The 14716-nt window shown below is 36.3% G+C and carries 14 protein-coding genes; 4 read left to right on the top strand and 10 right to left on the bottom strand.

Annotated elements, in window-relative coordinates; translation table 11 throughout:
- Positions 1-261 precede the first annotated feature (261 nt).
- Complete coding sequence (locus QZ657_RS08320) at positions 262-1875, top strand: choice-of-anchor I family protein (protein WP_291966202.1); 1614 nt, start codon at positions 262-264, stop codon at positions 1873-1875.
- 82 nt (positions 1876-1957) lie between these two features.
- Here QZ657_RS08320 and QZ657_RS08315 read toward each other — a convergent pair whose 3' ends face one another.
- The 10 genes from QZ657_RS08315 to QZ657_RS08270 form a co-directional block, all read right to left on the bottom strand.
- Positions 1958-2425 (bottom strand): type II secretion system protein GspG, encoded by a 468-nt coding sequence (locus QZ657_RS08315; RefSeq protein ID WP_291966200.1) that lies wholly within the window; start codon positions 2423-2425, stop codon positions 1958-1960.
- Between the two features lie 101 nt (positions 2426-2526).
- On the bottom strand, positions 2527-3012 hold the full coding sequence (locus tag QZ657_RS08310) for a hypothetical protein (protein WP_276471636.1): 486 nt from the start codon (positions 3010-3012) through the stop codon (positions 2527-2529).
- A 106-nt stretch (positions 3013-3118) separates the two neighbouring features.
- Positions 3119-3625, bottom strand: coding sequence for a hypothetical protein (locus tag QZ657_RS08305; protein ID WP_291966198.1), 507 nt, complete (start codon positions 3623-3625; stop codon positions 3119-3121).
- Positions 3626-3823: 198 nt separating this feature from the next.
- Positions 3824-4285: a RidA family protein gene (locus QZ657_RS08300; RefSeq protein WP_291966195.1), complete on the bottom strand. Its 462-nt coding sequence runs from the start codon at positions 4283-4285 to the stop codon at positions 3824-3826.
- A 150-nt stretch (positions 4286-4435) separates the two neighbouring features.
- A complete protein-coding gene (locus QZ657_RS08295; protein ID WP_291966193.1) occupies positions 4436-4912 on the bottom strand; it encodes a cupin domain-containing protein in 477 nt (158 codons plus the stop codon).
- Positions 4913-5210: 298 nt separating this feature from the next.
- Positions 5211-5996 carry an SDR family oxidoreductase gene (locus tag QZ657_RS08290; RefSeq protein WP_291963083.1) on the bottom strand — a complete coding sequence of 262 codons (786 nt, stop codon included), beginning with the start codon at positions 5994-5996 and terminating at the stop codon, positions 5211-5213.
- A gap of 68 nt (positions 5997-6064) precedes the next feature.
- Positions 6065-6382: a cupin domain-containing protein gene (locus QZ657_RS08285; RefSeq protein ID WP_291963087.1), complete on the bottom strand. Its 318-nt coding sequence runs from the start codon at positions 6380-6382 to the stop codon at positions 6065-6067.
- 79 nt (positions 6383-6461) lie between these two features.
- The gene (locus QZ657_RS08280) at positions 6462-8636 is read right to left on the bottom strand and encodes an OmpA family protein (RefSeq protein ID WP_291966191.1); all 2175 of its coding nucleotides are present in this window, start codon (positions 8634-8636) and stop codon (positions 6462-6464) included.
- Position 8637: 1 nt separating this feature from the next.
- Positions 8638-9591 (bottom strand): type IX secretion system membrane protein PorP/SprF, encoded by a 954-nt coding sequence (locus tag QZ657_RS08275; RefSeq protein ID WP_291966189.1) that lies wholly within the window; start codon positions 9589-9591, stop codon positions 8638-8640.
- Between the two features lie 3 nt (positions 9592-9594).
- Entirely contained in the window at positions 9595-12447 is a 2853-nt protein-coding gene (locus QZ657_RS08270) for a gliding motility-associated C-terminal domain-containing protein (protein WP_291966187.1), read from the bottom strand.
- Between the two features lie 251 nt (positions 12448-12698).
- Here QZ657_RS08270 and QZ657_RS08265 point away from each other — a divergent pair, with 251 nt between their 5' ends.
- From QZ657_RS08265 to QZ657_RS08255, 3 genes are all read left to right on the top strand, one after another.
- A complete protein-coding gene (locus tag QZ657_RS08265) occupies positions 12699-14060 on the top strand; it encodes a UDP-N-acetylmuramate--L-alanine ligase (protein ID WP_291966185.1) in 1362 nt (453 codons plus the stop codon).
- Between the two features lie 61 nt (positions 14061-14121).
- Positions 14122-14325, top strand: coding sequence for a hypothetical protein (locus QZ657_RS08260; RefSeq protein WP_291966183.1), 204 nt, complete (start codon positions 14122-14124; stop codon positions 14323-14325).
- A gap of 10 nt (positions 14326-14335) precedes the next feature.
- The coding region (locus tag QZ657_RS08255) for a hypothetical protein (RefSeq protein ID WP_291966182.1) at positions 14336-14716 on the top strand (381 nt) is incomplete at its 3' end.

Below are 14716 nucleotides of genomic sequence, written 5' to 3'. Positions count from 1 at the left end.
AAAAAAAAAGCAATAGATTTAAAAGGTTAGCTGTAGGATATATGAATAATCCTTACTTAAATAACTTTAGGATCGGAACGAATTTTAATTTTCAACGCTGAATCTAATTGTTTTAAACACCATTTCTATTCATAGTCTTACCACGCATTAAGCAGTTGTTTACAAGAACTTAATACCTTCGTAATAATTATTTGCAACACGGTTAACCCCAACTTTACATTGATCTATTTGTTTTGATACTTAAAACCAAACTGTATTGAAATGAAAAATGTATTAAGACCTTTTTGTATTGGAATTCTTGGAATTTCGCTAATGTTTACATCATGTGCCGATGATGGTATTGATGGTATTGATGGTATCGACGGTAAAGATGGTGTAGATGGAGTAGATGGAACGGACGGTGCCAACGGCTCTGACGGCGCCGATGGTATGGATGCCGAATTCCCAATAACTATTGATCAACTTAGTTTTACTAAAATAGGAACTTTTACCAATGGTAATGACGAAGCCTACGCAGAAATTTCTGCTTTTGATGCCGTTACCAAAAAGTTGTTCATAGTAAACCCAGAGGAAGATGAAATTTCTGTTTTGGATTTGACCGATGCAACAAACCCTATCAAAGGGGCTTCCATTCCTTTAACCGGTAGTCCTAATTCTGTTGCCGTTCATAATGGTATTTTAGCCATTGCTGTTGAAAATAGCGATAAACAATTGAACGGTACTGTTGATACTTATGATACGGATACGCAAGTATTGATTAAATCTTATATAGCAGGTGCGTTACCTGATATGGTTGCTTTCTCTCCTGATGGGGAGTATATCGTTGCTGCAAATGAAGGTGAGCCAAATGATGATTATACGGTAGATCCAGAAGGTTCAATAACTGTAATTGAAATGGCTACCGAAACCGCAACGCAAATTTCTTTTGCAGGGCAGATGAATCCTGGTAACGGATTTAGAGTTTTTGGTAATGACGGTGCTTCCTCATTTGTACAAGACGTGGAACCGGAATATGTTACCATTTCAGACGATTCTAGTACTGCATATATTGGTTTACAGGAGAATAACGGAATGGCAATAGTTGACCTTACTACCAAAACCATTACAGGTTTGGTAGGTTTGGGAACAAAAAATCATAATGTATCAGGTAATGAAATTGATGCATCTAATGAAGACGGAATAGCAGGTGATTTAAAAAATTGGAATGTTTTAGGTTTTTATATGCCAGATGCAATAGACTATTTCACGGCCAATGGAAACGGTTTTATCGTTTCAGCCAACGAGGGCGATTCAAGAGACTATGATGGATATTCTGAAGAGGTACGGGTCAAAGATCTAAATTTGGACCCCGCTTTTTATCCTGATTTTGAAGTTTTGCAAGAAGATGAAAATCTAGGTAGATTAAAAACAACTATTGCAAACGGGGACGAAGATAACGATGGGTTATATGAGCAGATTTATTCATACGGTGCTCGTTCTTTCTCTATTTGGGATACGAACGGACAATTGGTGTACGATTCCGGTTCTGAAATAGCTAGAAGAACATTGGCAGTGGCTCCAGCTATATTTAACCAAGATGAGGGTGCAGTAGATGGTAGGTCAGATGATAAAGGTGCCGAGCCAGAAGCCGTAAAAACTTTAAAAGTTGGTGAAGAGACGTTATTATTTGTAGGACTGGAAAGAACGAGTGGAATATTGGCTTACAACGTAACCAATCCATATAACCCAGTTTTTGTTACTTGGATCTATGATGCCACTGATATCTCACCAGAGGGCTTAATAGTGGTAGATAAGAACGATAGTCCAACAGGAAATTATTTAATGATCGCAACGCATGAAGTATCTAGTACCATTGCAATTTATGAGATGAAATAAATGTTTACAATTGATTTTAGAGAATATCTAAAAAATGAAAACGCCAAATACTACTATTTGGCGTTTTTTAGTTTTGAGAAGACTACTTTGATTGTATGTCGTCTTTAGTACCTAGTTTACCATCAGGTCCTAAAGATGTTATCAAAAAATTATTTCCATTTTCTGTAACGATATAGGAATACGGTCTATTCCAACCATCTGTCTTCCATTTTTGTCTTAAAGGATTATTGCGAATTAAATCATTTAATTCATAAGGGTAATAACCAAGTGTCTCTTTGTAATTTTCAATTCTTTCGCTTATTTCAAGAATTTCATTTTGTGTGTTTTTTGGAATAATTGTGGTTCTATGATAAATAGAAAATAAAGCTGAACCAATGCCAGTTAACAGTATTAAAATATAGAATATTATTAGACTTGGTTGAAATAGATATTTCTGAATAGGGCGTTTTTTGCTATCATGTTTTTCCTTTTTGCGTACTCTCTTTTGGTGTAAATAATCTTCTCGTATTAAACCGAAATCTACTAAAATTATAAGTATGGTTTCTATCATTAATTGTATTTTTCAGTTGAAGTCGTTTATGTAAACGACATACAGTAGTTAGGTAACTATTGGTAGTAGTTTAATTGCTTTTAGGGAAGTTCTGTCTTTGGCTATACGGTTAATATTTTCTTTAGTTCTGTAATGGTACTTTCCTTTTCTAGATGAAACCCTAAATGCGGTATTCCAAAAACAAGCAACAATAACGCGATAGGGACTAGAATATAATACGGTTCAATTTGTTGGTATGATACTAAATAAACGAAGGCAAAAAGTGCACAGATAATAAAAGCGTAAAACAAGATTAAAAATATACTAACAAATGAGTCCACTTTTAAGGTTATCACTATTTTGGTGCCTTTTGGCTCTTCCTGAAATATACCGGTTACCTGAGGTAGAAACGAATTTCGTTGGTAGGTAAATTTTTTGCATTTAAAATGGTCAGGGAAAACGGTGCCTACAAAATACTTGTTAGACTTTTTTATTGATCCGATGCTATAACTGCGGTGTTTTTGTATGTTTTCTCTTAGGTGCCCTTCTAATTCCGCCATAGAAAGAGAGGTGGTCAATTCTAATTTTTCTGATGGAATAATTTTCATAATAATGATTATTGTTCTGTGGTTTGGTTGAATAATAGCACTAATACAAAAATAACAATAGCAATTCTTATTAATTCCTGGTAAAGGTTAGCTAAGAAAATAGCTTTTATGGAACATCTATATAATACTTTTCGGTTAACGGTTCATCTTGCCAAAAAGCAAGCTCAAATGTCCAATATGGGTTATCTTCATAGATGAGGTGGTAATTGCCCCATGTATATTGAAAAGGATAGTTTTGTTGTTTTTCTTTATTAAAGACTTTTCCAAAAAGATAAACGCTAGATGTTCCACTTACCCAATTCGTATGTATCTCTATTTTATCTATGTGTACTTCTGTGCCGGTAGGTATCTCGGCTACGATTTCTAAATCAGAGTTCATGCCAAAGCCATTACCATCTTCTAAATGATAGCTGTAGTCTTCATGTCTCGGTAAATCTTCATTTAAAATTAGTGTGGGTCTTTTAGTGATTATAGGTTTGCTTAAAATCTCTACAAAAGGTTTTTCTTTTGATACGTCTCTGTATTTAGGTCTTGTAAGTATATAGAACAATAGCGTTACCGTACCTATGACCAATACTAAAAATATTCCGCAACCAATAGCTATTTTTTTCATTAAAGGTGTTTTCTTAAAGCCTAAGGTAAATTGATTTATGTTTTACGGCTAATAATTGTAGAACTATTTGGTGAAGATCTGTTGTAAGGTCTATACTGTACAATGCCAATTATTTAGGTTTGTATGAAATTTATTAGGTGTCCTATTAATTTGCAGGTTTTTGTAATTTATAGATGAAGTACCTAGATTATATACTTTTTATTTTTCCTTAATGGTAAATGTAGCGGTCAGCCCAACACTAAAATTTCTTGGTAATTTCTCAACACCGAATATTGCTCTTGAATGTTTTCCTTTTTCCCCTAATACCTTAAAAAACAAATCTGATGCGCCGTTGACAACAATTGGCGAATCGTCCCAATCAGGTTCTGATTGAAAATACGCATCAACGTGATTAAGCCCAATAATATTATCAAATCCAACTTTATTTTCTACTTGGCTTAAAACATTTAAGGCACACAATTCCATTGCTTTGTAGCCTTCTTCTGTTGAAATTTCTTTGCCTAACCGTCCTTGATAATGGTATTGTTGGTTTAAAATTGGAAATTGAATTGCTATATAAGCTATGTTTTTTCTAATGTTTACGGAAACATAACTTCCTCCTGGGGTTGAAACTTCTGGAAGTTCAAGGTTTAATTTTTTAAGATTTTCTTTTGGGTTCATCTTCTTCCATTACATATATTAAAACAATTGTTCTGGTTTTTAAATGGTTATTCCAAGTATCGTACAAAAGCAATACAACTAATTATTTTTCTTTTGTCAAAATTCTAATTCTCATTAAATTATAAGGTGTTTGCTTAGAAATCCCCAATTTTAATTGTGTTTTAGTTTTTGGGCTACCATATCATAATACTCTTGCGTAACTACTTCGGTCCATGAAGTTGGTTGACCTCCCCCATATAAAGCTAAATAGGTGACGTCACTAAATTTTGTAGAAGAATGCCAATGTTCTATGTCTTTCTTACACTTAATTACATCGCCCTGTTTTAAAATTATAGGGTCATTTCCTTTTTCTTGATAATAAGCTTCTCCATCAACAATTATTAGCACTTGGGCGGTACCATGTTTATGCCAATCTAGTGTTGAGTTGGCCGTAAATGTCGCTTTTGTAATATTATAGCCCAATTCCTCATCATCGTGTATAATTGCATTAAGCCAAGCTTCGCCTATGTAGTGGGTGTTAGGTGCTTTTGTTCCCTCGGTTAAATAGGAAGACACATTGTAATCCGTACTTTGGGAAAATACCGATGTAGAGACTAAAATAAATAATGCCAAAATTGAATTTTTCATACTCTTATGATAAATATTTAATTGTGATTGTAGTATGTTGGTGTATCATTAGCGTTCCAGAAATAGCATTATTACGTTTATCTTGATGCAAGATCAAAACTTTAAGATTAGGGTCCTTGTAAATGTACACAGATCTATCTGATTAAATTTGGAGTTCGCTTTTGGCGTAGCTATAGTTACTTTTATTGCTTTTTACGCCCCAAAATATCCATCTTCATAAACAAGCTAACCTTTGCCAATTTAAATTAGAAAAGAATTTGGATATATAATTCTACTAATTGGGCTATAATCAAAATAACTACAAGGATTTTAAAAGTCCTCCATCAATGGGAATATTGGTTCCTGTGATATAAGCTGCATTGTCAGATGCCAAGAATGCTGCTAAATACCCATATTCCTCCGGCTTGCCAATACGTTGTACTGCCACTCTAGATTCCATTTCTTTTCTAACCTGGCTAGCTTCAATACCTAATTGTTCGGCTTTTTTTGCATTAAGCTGGGTAATTCTGTCGGTGTCAAAATAACCGGTAAGAACACTGTTAACGGTTATGTTATGCTTGCCTACATCCGTTGCCAATGACTTTGCCCATGTTACCACTGCAGCTCTGATAGAATTTGATAATGCTAAATATGAAAGCGGCTCTTTTACCGATACGGATGCTACATTAATAACGCGTCCCCAATTGTTTTTTGTCATTGATTTCAAAGCCAATTCAGTAGTGAAAACAACAGTTTTAAAGAGAAGGTCAAATGCTTCTTGATAGTCGTTTACTTTTTTTTCTATGGCACTACCGGCAGACGGACCTTGGGTGTTGTTCACTAAGATATCTACGCTGTTGTCTTCAAAATACTTGGAGATCACTTTTTGGTAGTCATTAAAATTATTAAAATCTACGGCCAGATATTGATGTTGTTGCCCTTGGTCAGTAGATAGTTCATTGACGATATGGTGCAATTTCTCCTCGCTATGGGACATTAAGGTTACACTTGCGCCGCTAGCTGCCAGTTGAACGGCAATTGCTTTGCCTATGCCGCCACTACTGCCGCCAACCAATGCTTTTTTATTTTTTAGGGATATATTCATTTCTCAAATTTGTTTTAAAAACGGTAAGTGGGCGTAACCGAAGTTACGGACATACAAACAAGTGACAATTAGCGGTACTCTTCTCTTGTAGGACTAAAGACATCCAATAATTTACAAGGGGTCAAAGCAACACCGCTATGTTTTAAATGCGGGGCGATCACTACAATATCACCTTTATGGTAGACTTTGGTATTACCATCTACAGTAAATTCAAAATCACCCTCCATAACATGCATGATCTGCTCGTTCATGTGTGCATGTTCAGGTACCGTAGCGCCTTTTTCTACCTCCCAAAATGCCATGCTCATATTTTTGGAATGTACCAATTTGCCATGAAGACCGGGCATAATTTCCTTTGAAGGAATTGTAGAAAGATTGTAATTCATAGTTCTTTGGTTTTAAGAACTAAAGATACAGGAATCTATCATAAATTTATAATGTTGTTTGCAGAACAACGTAATCTTATTACTTGCCGTATTCCCAACTAAGAACTACAAATTCACAACGACGGTTCCACTCATGGTCTTCCTCTGAACAGGCGTCTTCCGTTGCACAAACCACTATAGGTTTAGACTCTCCGTATCCTTTGGAAATCACTCTATCAGATTCAATTCCGTTTTTTACCAAGTAATCTTTGGCAGAATCGGCACGTTTTTGAGAAAGGTCTTTATTATATCCTCTATTGCCACGTATATCGGTATGCGTACCAATTTCAATGACCATACCCGGGTTTTTCTTCATAATATCTATGACCGTTTGTAAACGCTCCCTAGACTCTCTGCGCAGGTACCACAAACTGTAATCAAAATGAATTTCTTCGGTCTGTATAACGGTGCGATCGTTCGCTTTAACAATAGCTTCTTCTGTTGCTATGGCATCGGCTATTTTCTTTGCCAATGCCTTCTCTGCTTTTGCTTTTTCTGCAATGCGTTTTTGCGTTAAACGTTCTGCTTCTTCAATACGTTGTTTTTCTGCTAACAGTGCAGCTTTTTTATCTGCTTCCAACTTTTTAGCAGCCATTTGTTCTGTGCGTAGTCTTTCAGCTTCTTGCTTTTTTTGCATTGCAAGTGCTTCTGTTTTTTCTTTTTCTTGGATGGAGTATAAACTCATAGAGGCATCATGTTCGGCATTTCTTTCTTTTGTACTGCGGATGTTTTTTGCATTATCCTCATACCCATTTTTTTCAGCTTTCACCTCGTATGATGCTTCACAGACAATATTAAAATCGAACGCACCTTTTTCTTTGGTTATACATGTGCCTATTACTTCATTATTTTCATCCAATAACGTTACCGTTGCACTTGCCAATGGTAGGGTAGTAGTACGGTCGGTTATGATACCAGTAATAAATTGTGCACAATTTTCAATTGTCAGATCCTTGGTTACGCTAAAACTATAAATATCATCGCTGCCTTTACCGGAAGGTCTATTACTTGCAAAGTATCCTGATTCATTATCACTATTCAATACATAGGAGAAATCATCATAACCGCTGTTTACGGGAAGGCCTAAATTATTAGGTTTTTGAAATGTTCCATTCTGGTCTTTGGAAATAAAAACATCTAAAAGACCAAATCCCGGGTGACCGTTAGATGAAAAGTAAAGTGAATTATCAGAAGCTACAAATGGAAATTGCTCTTTCTTGTCCGTGTTGATCACACCACCTAAATTAACGGGAGTACTAAATGTATTATCTGCTTGTAAGCTTGTTACATAAATATCAAAAGACCCGAATCCTCCCGGACGGTCCGAAGAAAAATATAGTTTCGTACCATCTGCATTTAAAGCAGGGTGCTCATTAGAAAAGTCATCGCTATTAAAAGATAGCTCCGTAACATTCTTCCATTCCCCGTCCACTAAATTTGCACTATAAATCTTTAGGTTTGAAACCTTTTTGTCATCTGTTTTGCGTTTACCATTGTTGTAATTGTTTCTTGTAAAATACATAGTTGTACCGTTGGGTGCAATGGTAAATGATCCTTCATGTAATTTGGTGTTTACATGTTTAGATAAACTGATGCTAAGGCTATCGCCCAATGCTATTTGATCTATGGCGTGGGTGTAAATATCCAAATAATGTTGATTGTTCCAGCGATAGTTTTTTGAGGTCGATTTTTTATGCGAAGCGGTATACCAAAGTGCATCGCCAACCTGCATTGCCCCAAATTCTGAAGTGGTGGTATTCAATTCACTGTTTTCAATAGCGAAACGATTCCCTATGGCACTTACATTTTCTAGATATGTAATCCCTTCTTTTAGTTGCTGTAGTTGCGCCATATTACCTTCTTTGGTATAATAGTCTATGAGAACATTATTTGCTTCTTCATATTCGCCAATAGCTTTTAAAGATTGATTCAGCTTAAAATAATACTGCTCATCTACGGTGTCGCCATAATTAGAAATTAGGTAACGGTACCAACGTGCCGATGCATTAAGGTCAAAGGTGTGGTAGTAGCTATCTGCTAAATTTTTAATGACCAAACTGCTTTTGTTGTTGGGCAATGCCGCTTCATATAAAGCAATGGCATCTGCATAGTATTTCTTTTCAAATAAATCGTTGGCACGTTTTAGATCTTGTTGTGACCATGCGGATTGAAAAACCCCTAGGAGTATAATAACGTATAATTGTATTTTTTTCATTTTAGTAGAATCTAGGTGATTTATCATAGCCCTTTTTAAGTCCCCAAAGGTCTAGGTTGAACAATACAAAAATTTCATGAGATCCATTATTGAATGCACCTAAATTAGACAACGTGTAGTCATAAGCATAGCCAATACGTAAAGACGGTAGTACCGCAATATTGAACATGGCATTGACAGAGTCATCTAACCTGTAAGATATGCCGCCTTCAAAACGTTTGTTGAATAACGCGTTGAGCGAAACATCTGCCGTTATTGGCGCTCCGGACACCACTTTTGTCAATACTGATGGCTTTAGCTTTAAATTTGAATTTACATCAAAAACATAGCCTGCCATACCAAATAGGTGAATGGCTTCTGATCCAATACGGTTTATGCCATCTCTATTTTCTAAATGTTTGGATGTCAGTAAATTGGGTATGGATAGCCCTGCATAAAATTTGTCCCTGTTATAGAATGCACCAATACCCACATTAGGGAAGGTGTTGTTCATATTTTCATTGAATGCAGGATCGTCTTGTATTTCTGGGAGCCTAAAGCCATTGAAGTTAGTTTCAAAAGTAGTGACTCCCCCTTTTAACCCTAAACTTAAATTACTTTGTTCGTCCAATTTTAAAATATAGGCGAAGTCAACATAAATGTTATTTTCTTTTAACGAACCGTCGCTAATATCATCTGAAATAATAGAGGCTCCCATTTCAATTTTTTCCGATAACGGAGTATGGGCGAAAAAGGTCAATGTTTTTGGTGCGCCAACAGCATTTTCCCATTGGGTTCTATATAGCGTGCCAAAATTCAGCATACCTGGTTCGTTAGTGGTATACGCTGGGTTGACCACGTTCATATTGTACATGTATTGCGTGTACTGCGGGTCTTGCTGACCTTGCAGTTGTATCAAGAACAAAAGCATTACTATGCAGATGCCCCAAGTGGTGTTTGTTATTTTTTTATGCATGGGTTATCTGTTTAAGTATAAGCGCCCTTGAATAGGCTCTGAATTGTCTTTGTTATAATTGATGATATAAAAGTAAACTCCGTTTGGTGCCGTGGCAGAACCATTTCTACCATCCCAAGCAGGATTGTTAATGTCGCCCTTAAATAATGAGGTACCGTATCTGTTCAATATTTCTAAGGTGAATTCAGGGAAAATCGTTTCTATGTTCGGAATAAAAAAGGTATCGTTTCTGCCATCATCATTAGGTGAAAATCCGTCAGGGACAAAAAAGTCATAATTCTCGGGGTCACAATTGCTAAAATCTATAGTTATGGGAACACGTGTTGCAGAAGAACATCCGGTAACGGAATTATAATTTTCAGCATAATACACGGTGTCTTTAAGTAACGGAGTGTCATCTGTTAGCGCTGTACCGCCAGTTTCGGTTATAAACCAGAATACTTCATTTTCTGTTTCGTTTTCTAAAGTGCCTAATGCTACAACGGTAGGGTCATCCAGACCACAAACGGTCAACATGTCTGATGATAGGGTAGTTGGAGCTACAGTAATTACAGTTGGTGATATTTCTAAACGTTCTTGGCTATTACAGCCACCGGTGTTGGTAGCCGCAAAATAAGATTGACCGTCTACTAAAACTGTTGATGTCTCTATCTCGCTACCACCTGTAGCTGCATTAAACCAAGTAATGGAACTGCCTGTGGCAACATCTACCATAACATTGGCTATAGTAGGGTTCGTTTCTGCACAGAACATTGGGTTACTATTAGTAGTCGTCGGTGCATTAGTGTTACTGAAAACAATTGTGATCTGAACGCGATCGGTGCCTTCGCAATTGGTAAGAGGGTCACTATTGGTAACAAAATAATCTTCACCATTTTCAAGTGGCGTTGAAATAGGTAAAATATCATTGTCTGTTGCAGTATCATAAAACAAGACATCTCCTTCTGCGGTAACTTGAATATCCATCAAAGTTGGTGTAATGGTAAAATCACTTAAACAGAAGGTTTGTATGGCATTTGCCACAGGAGCTTCCGGCATTCCACCACGCGAGAAATTTTCATTTTCCTCGAATTCAAAATCTAAACGACAAGGTGTAGTGTCATCTTGAACGCTACGTACGTTTGCGGTGTAATTACCGATCGGTAGCGCATCTACATCTATTTGGTAAGCGGCAGTACCACCTGTGAAATTTATAGTATTGGTAGTTAGCACGGTGTTAGAACCTAATTCTGTAACATCATATGTTATGGTATAGGTGCCATCTGGTAAAATAGGCGCATCAACCAAAACATCTATTTGTGTGGCATCGCAATTATTGTCTACAATGAGGTCTAACTGAATAGCATCTGGTAAGGGAATTACGGTAAAAGTCTCTACTAATGGGCAACTTGTTTCATAAATATCTGTTATTGTAGGTCTTATACTGTACTCGCCTTCTAAGCTGAAATTAGTTGCAGGTACCGTGAACGAAGCGTTCCCATTTGTAAATTCAAGCTCAAAAGGATCAGAATCTAAGATGCTACCACTAGGGGTTGTTAAGGAATATGTTGTTGTGAAATATCCGCTTGCAAAATTGCCTTCCTCATCTAGGATATCAGTTATTTGAATAGTATTGTCTGTCTGTACACATATATCATTGGCAGTAATATCTGAACTGGTCACTAAAAAAGTGGTTGTTGGTACAATGACCCTAGGGCAAACATCTCGGGGAGGTGTTACGCTTCTAATACCAATGACTTCTAAGGTAACCTCTTCATTTAAAGGTACTAGGCCTTGGTCTATTACAAAACTCCCATTTCCGTCTAGTAGTGTTGTTGGGGATTCCCCAAAAGAGTTGTTAACGAGATATTGAAGCAAAAAATCGCCATTGAACAGGAGTGTGTCGTCATACTCAAGATCAACGACATATGCCGACCCAACACAGATGTCAACGGTTTCTACTGTGCCATTTAATATGGGCAATATTCTAATGCTAACCTCTGAAATTCGTTTTTCACACACTGGGTGACTTGGGAAAACGGTGTAATTGAAGGTAAAATCGGCATACCCAAAATTATCGTACATTTCTTGAATGTTAATGACGGAATCGTTTAGGTCACTTAATTGATCGGTTCCATTTTCTGTCCATGTTCCATTAGGGTCCTCACCTATTAAATATTCACTAAGGTCAAATGCCGTATATGCTGATAGATCATCACCGGCACAAAAAGTTAATACAGGAGCAAAACCTGCGTTTGGCGGTGGGTGCACTTCTAGAATTACGGTAGACGTTCTACCTAAACAGCTATCAACGTCCGGTACGGTATAGGTAAAAGTGTAAATACCTGGACCCGCTTGTTGGGCATTGAAAAAATTATCCTCTAACTGACCCGTAAATGTGCTAGGGTCTTCTTGCCAAAGACCATTAAAATCTTGAACTTTTCCGTCTACATTGCTGCCTAGAAAACCATGAAGGTTAACGTTAGGGTCATCTCCGCAGGCATTGGCACTACCATCAATATTATCTTCTCCAGGGTAACCGCCTAAGGTAATGGATACGGTAGCCGTTTCATTACAATCAGTATTTGTATATACAAAGGAATGTGTGCCATAATTATTAATGCGCCAGAGATCGACGATTCCCGTACTTTGATTTAAAGCGTAGAAATTTTCTGGATTTGTGGTGGACCATGTGCCGCCAGCAGTAGGTGAGCCGCCTAATCTTGGGAATAATGCAAAGTTTCTATTGGTGTCGTCCGCATCCTTTTCGCAAACTACAACACTGGCATCATTTCCTGCACATTGCGCTTGTACCATGTTGGTGAAACCAAACGTAAAGAACAGTATGGCTAAGAACCTAATTTTTAATTTATTCATTAATAGGGGGTTGGTTGTTGAAAACAATATTGAAGGTTAAAAGTATTTGCCAAATTCTTTGTAAGAAATTATATGTTGTGAAATGTTAAAAATGTAGGGTGAATACTATTAATAATGATAGGAAGTGTTAAAATTTAATGTAATTCATCGATAATATACTGATTTTCTTACATGTTTATGTCGTCTTAGGTTTGTAAGAATTGCTAAGTTTTAATTGCACAATACGTATCTTTATGTCCTAAATTTTAGGAATGCAAATACATTTTATTGCAATAGGGGGGAGTGCTATGCACAATTTGGCACTGGCCTTGGAACATAAAGGATATGTAATTACCGGTAGTGACGACGTCATTTTTGAACCTTCTAAATCAAGATTGGCGGCAAAAGGTTTATTGCCCCTAGAATTTGGTTGGTTTCCTGAAAAAATAACGAAGGAACTTGATGCAATCGTTCTAGGTATGCATGCCAAAGCGGATAATCCAGAATTGCTAAAAGCTCAAGAACTGGGAATCACCATTTATTCTTATCCAGAGTTCTTATATGAGCAATCTAAAAATAAAACTAGAGTGGTCATTGGTGGTAGTCACGGTAAAACGACCATTACATCTATGATTCTTCATGTACTTAATTTTCATGATATTGAAGTAGATTATATGGTAGGTGCGCAGTTAGATGGCTTTGATAGAATGGTACACCTGACCGAGGATAACGATTTTATAGTTTTAGAGGGCGATGAGTATTTGTCTTCGCCTATAGACCGTAGACCTAAATTTCATTTATACCAGCCAAATATTGCCTTGCTAAGTGGAATAGCATGGGATCATATCAATGTTTTTCCAACTTTTGAGAACTATGTTGAGCAATTTAAAATATTTGTAGATAGTATTGTAAATGGCGGATCTATTACATATAATGTTGAAGATGAGGTAGTAAAAGAAGTTGTTGAAGCTTCTGAAAATGCCATTAGAAAATTGCCTTATACTACACCTGAATACAACGTTGAAGATGGTGAAACTTTGTTAGAGACTAACGAAGGCCCTATGCCTATAGAAGTTTTTGGCAAGCATAATCTAAGTAATTTGGCAGGTGCAAAATGGATTTGCCAAAACATGGGTGTTGATGAAGATGATTTTTACGAAGCTATTGCTACTTTTAAAGGAGCGTCTAAACGTTTAGAGAAAATAGCCGAAGGGAATACAAGTATAGCTTATAAAGATTTTGCACACTCCCCAAGTAAAGTAGCCGCTACTACAAAAGCCGTAAAGGAACAATACCCAAATAGAAAATTGATTGCTTGTTTAGAGTTGCATACGTACAGTAGTTTTAATCCGGAATTCTTAAAGGAATATAAAGGTGCTCTTGCTGCTGCCGATGAAGCGGTTATTTTCTTTCTGCCAGAATCTGTAGCCATTAAAAAATTAGAGGCCGTTACACCAACACAAATATCTGAAGCCTTTCAAAGAGAGGATTTAAACATATTTACGGATGCCAGGTCTTTTCATGAGTTTGTGAAAAACAAAAAATACTCAAATTCCACTTTATTGCTAATGAGTTCGGGAAATTATGGTGGACTAAATTTGGAAGAATTACGAAACATAATCGTAAGTAATTAATAGTGATGCAATAAATTGATATGTTTTTCGTTTCATTTTTACTAATCATTACATATAAATTGTGAAAAAATTAAACATTTCAGTAGTATTCTTTATTTTATTATGTGCTTTCTCATGTAGAGATACCGCAAAAGAACAAGAACAATTAGATACAACGTTAGATAAAATAGAAGCCGTTGAAGAAGATTTAAAAGAAACTTCAATAGAAGTAGAAAGTAAAGCAAAAGAGGTAGAATCTGCATTATCTGAATTAGATAGCATTTAATAAAAAAGGTATGAAAGTTATTTTAAAAAAAATAGGATTAGTATTAGTCATTTTTACACTTGCAACAGCTGCTGGTTATTCTCAGGGGAATTCTGAAGGAAAGGGTAAGGGTAAAGAGAAAAAAGAAAAATTTCAAAAGTCTGTTGAAGATGAGGCCGAGTTGCAAAAAGATAAAGCCAAAAACATGAAACAGAAAGGTCAGGATAAAATTAAAGAAAAAGGAAAGGTCAAAAAAGGGGAAGTAGAAGCATCTATTGAAAACGAAGCCAATCGCCAAAAAGGTAAAGCTGAAGAAATGAAGCAGAAAGGTAAAAAGGCTAAAGAAAAAAAGGGTCTTGATGATGATGATGATGATGATGATGATGATGATGATGGTGATGATGATGATGAT

The organism is Maribacter sp., assembly GCA_020629415.1.
Taxonomy (GTDB): Bacteria; Bacteroidota; Bacteroidia; order Flavobacteriales; family Flavobacteriaceae; genus Maribacter; species Maribacter huludaoensis.
This window is presented reverse-complemented; position numbering and strand designations above follow the sequence as displayed.

Coding starts and splice junctions, on each gene's coding strand:
- QZ657_RS08320 (WP_291966202.1), top strand. CDS start 262: ATGAAAAATGTATTAAGACCTTTTTGTATTGGAATTCTTGGAATTTCG.
- QZ657_RS08315 (WP_291966200.1), bottom strand. CDS start 2,425: ATGATAGAAACCATACTTATAATTTTAGTAGATTTCGGTTTAATACGA.
- QZ657_RS08310 (WP_276471636.1), bottom strand. CDS start 3,012: ATGAAAATTATTCCATCAGAAAAATTAGAATTGACCACCTCTCTTTCT.
- QZ657_RS08305 (WP_291966198.1), bottom strand. CDS start 3,625: ATGAAAAAAATAGCTATTGGTTGCGGAATATTTTTAGTATTGGTCATA.
- QZ657_RS08300 (WP_291966195.1), bottom strand. CDS start 4,285: ATGAACCCAAAAGAAAATCTTAAAAAATTAAACCTTGAACTTCCAGAA.
- QZ657_RS08295 (WP_291966193.1), bottom strand. CDS start 4,912: ATGAAAAATTCAATTTTGGCATTATTTATTTTAGTCTCTACATCGGTA.
- QZ657_RS08290 (WP_291963083.1), bottom strand. CDS start 5,996: ATGAATATATCCCTAAAAAATAAAAAAGCATTGGTTGGCGGCAGTAGT.
- QZ657_RS08285 (WP_291963087.1), bottom strand. CDS start 6,382: ATGAATTACAATCTTTCTACAATTCCTTCAAAGGAAATTATGCCCGGT.
- QZ657_RS08280 (WP_291966191.1), bottom strand. CDS start 8,636: ATGAAAAAAATACAATTATACGTTATTATACTCCTAGGGGTTTTTCAA.
- QZ657_RS08275 (WP_291966189.1), bottom strand. CDS start 9,591: ATGCATAAAAAAATAACAAACACCACTTGGGGCATCTGCATAGTAATG.
- QZ657_RS08270 (WP_291966187.1), bottom strand. CDS start 12,447: ATGAATAAATTAAAAATTAGGTTCTTAGCCATACTGTTCTTTACGTTT.
- QZ657_RS08265 (WP_291966185.1), top strand. CDS start 12,699: ATGCAAATACATTTTATTGCAATAGGGGGGAGTGCTATGCACAATTTG.